The following is a 5,066-nucleotide window of genomic DNA, read 5'->3' as shown; positions in this document are numbered from 1 at the left end:
TAACTGGGAGGCATATCCGCCCTGCGCGCTTGGCGACCAGAACGGGGAGACCGTGATCAACATTGCAGGTAATTCTCAAAGCAGTTCCCTTCTGCCCATGCTTGAGGCGCATTGCAGCGCCGCGCCGGAATCAGTGTACGAGGGGGAGGAGAGGGTTTCCATTAAGACCTTGGATATCGTTGCAGGGGACTACGTAAAGGGCGCGCGCGCACCTTTTCTGAAGATCGATACGCAAGGTTTTGAATGGCGCGTGCTCGATGGCGCGCGCGAGACGTTGCCGTACATCAAAGGAATATTGGTGGAGCTTTCTCTTGTGCCGTTGTACGAAGGCCAGCATTTGTGGCGAGACCTCGTCGACCGGCTGGAGGATGAGGGTTTTGCATTGTGGGCGCTGAGACCGGGATTTATCGATCAGAGACAGGGGCGCACGCTTCAGGTTGATGGGGTCTTTTACCGAAATTCTTGAATACTGACTGATGAGCGATAAGGCACCGTCTATTTCCGTCATTGTCGCTGTCTTCAACGGAAGGACCACGTTGCAGGAATGCATCGACAGTGTTACGAGGCAGACCTATCCTAATAAAGAACTCATTATCATTGATGGAGGTTCCAAAGACGGCACGGTCGAGCTATTGGAGAAAAATTGTAGCCAATTCAGTTATTGGATTTCGGAGACTGATCGCGGCATCTACAACGCTTGGAATAAAGGATTGGCACAAGCCCGGGGCGAGTGGATTTGCTTTCTGGGCGCCGATGATTATTTCTGGGACGCAGCGGTGTTGGAGCGAATGGCGGTTCATCTAAAAATGCTGCCGATACGTATTCGTGTGGCATATGGCCAAATAGTCCGGGTCAGCGATGATGGCCGGGTGTCTCAGCCGATGGGTGAATCATGGGAACAGGTTAAGAACGCCTTCCGGCAGTACATGTGCATCCCGCATATCGGCACAATGCACCGGCGGACCTTGTTCGAGCAGCATGGTGCATTCAACGAGTCTTTCCGTATCGCCGGCGATTACGAATTGTTATTGCGCGAGCTCAAAACGGGCGATGCGGCATTTATTCCCGATGTCATTACGGCGGCGCAGCGGCTCGGCGGGATGAGCACTAGCTTGGCCAACAAATTCAAGATATACCGCGAAATCCTGTGCGCGCAAAGGATGCATGGGCAACATTTGCCAAGTAAGGATTTGCTGAAGATGATGACGAGAGATTGCTCGCAGCTGCTGCTGTGGAAAGTGGTCGGGGATCGATCGGCAAGGAAACTGCTGGATCTGCGCAGGCGATTTAAAGGTTTACCGCCATATTGGACACAATCATAAGCATCATCACCGTATGATCCTTTAATCATCCCTGACAAACTCTTGCCCTGCACCGAATAATGATGGTTCTTGATTATTGTCTTTGGGAAAAGACGCGTAGGACTTCGAGAAAGCCGAAGGCAAGGCTCGAAAAGCCGAACTCTCTGTTCATGAAGCTCTGAAACCATGAATGTTCTTCATCTTAGTTGGTCTGATGTTCAAGGTGGAGCGGCCAAGGCCGCATACCGCCTGCATCAGGCGCTTCCCACTATCGGTGTGAATTCACAAATGCTGGTTGAGGTAAAGGGGAGTCAGGCACCATCGATATTTGATGGGGGTTCCATCATAAATCGGATCGCAGGACGTATTTCATCTCATTGGGACCAATTTTATGTGCGTCGCTATAAGAGCAGGAAGCCTCTTTTATTCTCACCGGCAAAGGCCGTGACGCGTACCGCGCGCAGAGCCTATAAGATATCAAAAGATATCTATCACCTGCATTGGATCACCAATGGATTCCTGAAAGTGGAAGACTTGCGAACGCTGGAGAAGCCCTTAGTATGGACGCTTCATGACCTGTGGGGTTTTACCGGTGGATGCCACTACGGAGAGGGATGTTCAAGATTCGAAACAGAGTGTGGTTACTGCCCGGTGCTTGGCTCAAGAGTTCACAATGATCTGTCCCGAGAGACATGGGAGCGAAAGTGCTCGGCATGGCGGGATATTGATCTTACTTTGATCGCACCGAGTCGTTGGATGGCACGAATGGCTGCATCCAGTGCGTTATTCCGATCTCGGCGTATAGAAGTCATCCCATATTGTCTTGATACGCAGATTTTTTGTCCTACCGAGCGTGCGGTTGCGAGGCGAAGGCTCTCCTTGCCTCACGACAAGCATGTCGTGTTGTTTAGTGCGTTGACAGGCGACGGCGATAAACGAAAAGGTCTCCATTTGCTTCAGTCCGCATTTGAAATCCTTGCCAAGGATGGGAATGCTGGGTCAATTTGTCTGGCCGTTGCCGGAATGAACGGAGAGAAGCGCGACGCTTCGTTCTCCTTTGACGTTCATTATCTCGGAATATTAAAGCGAGAACAGGAGATGGCATTGGCTTGCGCGGCGGCAGACGTCTTCGTGGCTCCATCCATGGAAGATAACTTACCGAATACTGTTCTGGAAGCGATGAGTTGTGGAACTTCATGCGTGGCTTTTGATATAGGCGGGATGGGCGACATGATAGACCATCGAATGAATGGGTATTTGGCCAAGCCGTTTGATGTAGACGATTTGGCTATGGGAATTCGATGGGTTTTGGCGGATGAGAACCGCCGGCGGAGTTTGAGCGACGCTGCCCGGAAAAAAGTTGTGGAGGAGTACGGATTTGAACCGATAGCGCGGCGCCACATGAGATTGTACGAGGACCTGACGTTAACAACTAAGCGATCCAAGGGAACCTCGTTTTGCTGAAGTTCTCCGTTATTACCCCCAATCTCAATCTGGTTTCCTATCTTCCTCAGACGATCGAGTCGGTTGTGCATAATCTCTGTCCCGGTGACGAATACTTCGTCATCGACGGCGGCTCCAATGACGGTAGTGTCGAGATTATCCGGCAGTACGAGTCTCGGCTGACCGGCTGGGTCAGCGAGCCGGATCAAGGCTATGCGGACGCATTGGCAAAAGGATTCGCCCGGGCGACAGGGGACATTCTGTGTTGGATCAATTCCGGCGATCTCCTGTTGCCGGGAGCGCTGGATTCGGCCCGGCAAGCGTTGTTCGATACCGGAGCCGAGATGGTGTTCGGGGATGACTTCTATATCGATGAAGCAGGGCGAGTGATTGTTTTCAGCAGAGGATACGTAAAAGATCTTCGAAATGCCATGTTATATGGGGCCTGGACGCCGCTCCAAGATGCATGTTTTTGGAAAAGGGGGTTGTATGAGCGCGTCGGTGGGATGAATCCCGCCTTTCGGTATGCAGCGGACTTCGATCTGTTTCTTCGGATGGCGATTCACGGAACCTGTCGATATGTTCCCTTGACCTTTAGCGCCTTTCGCCGCCATGCCGGTCAGAAGTCAATCTCCGGGTCTCATGCTTATCGGAGGGAACGGGAGGATCTCCGTCGTACGGTACTTGACGGGTTGACTGAGTCCAAATTGGGACAATCCTTGCGCTGTACTTGGCACGAAGCCGCGATCAGGTGGCGAGTGCGTGTATCCCAGCGACGTTGGCGGCGAGATGATCTTGTCGGTCAGCTCGTTGAAAAGTTGCCATGCCGCCAATATTGGCCGTTGGAAGCCGGCCAGAACCGACCCATAGCAAAAGAACGTAACGCGCTGCGCCGATTCGTCACAGCCTTCCTTCCCTAATAATCGACCATGTGGGTTAAGGAAGAACATTCTGGACGTCGTTCGTGGGCTCTTGCATGGCAGGCGGCGGCTGACGTGTGACCTATAAAGGGCTGTGGGTTCGGCGGAATCTAAAAACAGGTGCGGGGAACCTGCATGAATAAGTCAGAGATTGGCTCGATGTACGGAAGCACAATCGTAGAAGGAATGAGGGTGCGTGCGGGAGTCGGAGTGGTCGTTCGGGGACCAGAAGAAGCCATACTTCTGGAAAAACGTCGTGACTGTGGATGGTGGGGATTACCGGGTGGAAAAGTAGAGCCCGGAGAGTCGCTCATGGACGCGGCCGTGCGAGAGGTGTTGGAGGAAACCGGCCTTACCGTGGAGATCACACATCTGATCGGCGTGTATTCAAACCCGGACGGCCGTATCGTGACCTACCCTGACAATGGCGATGTGGTTCAACTGATCGACGTCGTCGTCGGAGCGAGAGTGCTGTCCGGCAGGATCCGGTGCAGTGAGGAGAGTGAAGACGTGAGATTTTTTTCCGCTTCTCAATTGCCTACGGAAATCGTGCCTCCGGCCCGGCAGCCGATTGCCGATGCCTTCCAGGGTCGGTGTGGCGTTCTGGGCTAGGGTGGTTCCCAGTGTCGTCCGATGTTGTTTCTGTGAAAGGAATGATGCTATCAAGGAACATGCCTAGTGCCAATTTTCGGTTTGACCACGGGGAATCGGCACACGTGTGATGTCCCCGTCTTAGGTGGCAACAGGAATAAGGACTCTTTCGGAATCACACTCGTTATGCGCATGGCCAATGAAGATTTGCGCAGTGTCTCGGATCCTGTAATTTCTGTCGTAACGCCGTCGCTCAATCATGGGCGTTTTTTGCGGCAAACGATCGAAAGCGTCGCCTCGCAAACGTTCCAAAGCTTCGAGCACATTGTCGTTGATGGCGGGTCGACGGACGGCACAATAAAGATTCTTAAAGGATTCCCTCATATCAGATGGGTGTCTGAACCGGATGATCACATTGTGGAGGCCTATCAGAAAACTTTGGCAATGGCCAGAGGGCGGTACATTATCCAATGCTGTGTCTCGGACGGTTTTCTAGATCCGAACTGGTTCAGGAAATGCGTCGAGGTTTTGGAAAAAGATGATGAGGTGTCGTTGGTGTGGGGATTTGCCCAAACGATGTCCGAGGAGGGGGATCTGCTGAATGTTTCTTTTCAGGATTTTTTTGCCGATCCTCCTCCACAGAAACAAGGTTTTTTCGCTTTTTGGCTGGTGAGCGGGTTTTCTTTACCGGAAGGCAACTATTGTGTGAGAAACGATGTGATCAAGGCATGGTTCCCCGACGCGCAATCGAACGATTGGTTCCGAACGTGTCCGCATCTGGGATTCATGTATAAGTTTTTTACCCAGGGCT

6 protein-coding genes are annotated in these 5,066 nt (G+C 52.3%); all 6 read left to right on the top strand.

Translation table 11 applies throughout. The annotated features are described in order from the left end of the window. Positions 1 to 466 (top strand): FkbM family methyltransferase (locus tag ACOSYY_RS14210; RefSeq protein ID WP_421663180.1); only part of this gene is annotated, 466 nt, incomplete at its 5' end. A 10-nt stretch (positions 467 to 476) separates the two neighbouring features. Continuing rightward, positions 477 to 1,322, top strand: coding sequence for a glycosyltransferase family 2 protein (locus ACOSYY_RS14205; protein WP_421663179.1), 846 nt, complete (start codon positions 477 to 479; stop codon positions 1,320 to 1,322). A gap of 165 nt (positions 1,323 to 1,487) precedes the next feature. Continuing rightward, the gene (locus ACOSYY_RS14200; protein ID WP_421663178.1) at positions 1,488 to 2,765 is read left to right on the top strand and encodes a glycosyltransferase family 4 protein; all 1,278 of its coding nucleotides are present in this window, start codon (positions 1,488 to 1,490) and stop codon (positions 2,763 to 2,765) included. Beyond that, positions 2,759 to 3,664 carry a glycosyltransferase family 2 protein gene (locus ACOSYY_RS14195; RefSeq protein ID WP_421663177.1) on the top strand — a complete coding sequence of 302 codons (906 nt, stop codon included), beginning with the start codon at positions 2,759 to 2,761 and terminating at the stop codon, positions 3,662 to 3,664. The genes ACOSYY_RS14200 and ACOSYY_RS14195 overlap by 7 nt, the downstream gene beginning before the upstream one ends. A gap of 135 nt (positions 3,665 to 3,799) precedes the next feature. After that, positions 3,800 to 4,276, top strand: a complete 477-nt coding sequence (locus ACOSYY_RS14190; protein WP_421663176.1) for an NUDIX domain-containing protein — start codon at positions 3,800 to 3,802, stop codon at positions 4,274 to 4,276. Positions 4,277 to 4,441: 165 nt separating this feature from the next. After that, a partial coding sequence (locus ACOSYY_RS14185; protein WP_421663174.1) for a glycosyltransferase occupies positions 4,442 to 5,066 on the top strand: 625 nt, incomplete at its 3' end.

Source organism: Nitrospira sp. BLG_2 (genome assembly GCF_049222245.1).
This window is presented reverse-complemented; position numbering and strand designations above follow the sequence as displayed.

Bases quoted from the DNA above. Each gene is read 5' to 3' on its own strand.
- ACOSYY_RS14205 (WP_421663179.1), top strand. From the start codon at position 477: ATGAGCGATAAGGCACCGTCTATTTCCGTCATTGTCGCTGTCTTCAAC.
- ACOSYY_RS14190 (WP_421663176.1), top strand. From the start codon at position 3,800: ATGAATAAGTCAGAGATTGGCTCGATGTACGGAAGCACAATCGTAGAA.
- ACOSYY_RS14200 (WP_421663178.1), top strand. From the start codon at position 1,488: ATGAATGTTCTTCATCTTAGTTGGTCTGATGTTCAAGGTGGAGCGGCC.